Annotated in this window: 1 rRNA gene; it reads left to right on the top strand. The window is 46.3% G+C overall.

The window, feature by feature from the left end:
• Positions 1-1,129 (top strand): 23S ribosomal RNA (locus GQS58_RS16820); the annotation flags it as partial.

Here is a 1,129-nt window from a genome sequence, read left to right as displayed (position 1 = left end):
TAGATAGTGGTACCCTGAGTAGTGCGGGACACGAGTAATCCTGTATGAATCCACCGGGACCATCCGGTAAGGCTAAATACTCCTGAGAGACCGATAGTGAACTAGTACCGTGAGGGAAAGGTGAAAAGAACCCTAAGTAAGGGAGTGAAATAGAACCTGAAACCGTACGCCTACAAGCGGTCGGAGCAACTTCGAGTTGTGACGGCGTGCCTTTTGCATAATGAGCCTACGAGTTACTGTTTCTAGCAAGGTTAATTGATTAAGTCAAGGAGCCGTAGCGAAAGCGAGTCTGAATAGGGCGCTTTAGTTAGTAGTAGTAGACGCGAAACCGAGTGATCTACCCATGGGCAGGTTGAAGCTGTAGTAACATACAGTGGAGGACCGAACCAGTTGACGTTGAAAAGTCTTTGGATGACCTGTGGGTAGGGGTGAAAGGCCAATCAAACTCGGAAATAGCTCGTACTCCCCGAAATGCATTTAGGTGCAGCGTTGAGTAAAAGTTTTATAGAGGTAGAGCTACTGATTGGATGCGGGGGCTTCACCGCCTACCAATTCCTGACAAACTCCGAATGCTATAAAATGTTTCTCAGCAGTGAGGGCATGGGTGCTAAGGTCCATGTCCGAGAGGGAAAGAACCCAGACCATCAGCTAAGGTCCCCAAATATATGTTAAGTTGAAAAAACGAGGTGAAATTGCTTAGACAGCTAGGATGTTGGCTTGGAAGCAGCCATTCATTTAAAGAGTGCGTAACAGCTCACTAGTCGAGCGATTTTGCATGGATAATAATCGGGCATAAACATATTACCGAAGCTATGGATTAACGTTGAAAGACACGTTAGTGGTAGGGGAGCATTGTAATCAGCGTAGAAGGTGTACTGTGAGGTATGCTGGAGTGTTTACAAAAGAAAATGTAGGCATAAGTAACGATAATGGGGGCGAGAAACCCCCACACCGAAAGACTAAGGTTTCCTCAGCGATGCTAATCAGCTGAGGGTTAGTCGGGTCCTAAGGCGAATCCGAAGGGAGTAGTCGATGGATAACAGGTTAATATTCCTGTACTTCTTATAATTGCGATGGGGTGACGGAGTAATGAAAGCACCGCGAACTGACGGAATAGTTCGTTGAAACA

Origin of the sequence: Polaribacter sp. 11A2H (genome assembly GCF_011379025.1) — a bacterium.
Classification (GTDB): Bacteria; Bacteroidota; Bacteroidia; order Flavobacteriales; family Flavobacteriaceae; genus Polaribacter.
Note: the sequence above shows the minus strand (reverse complement) of the source record. Positions and strands in the feature narration are given on the sequence as shown.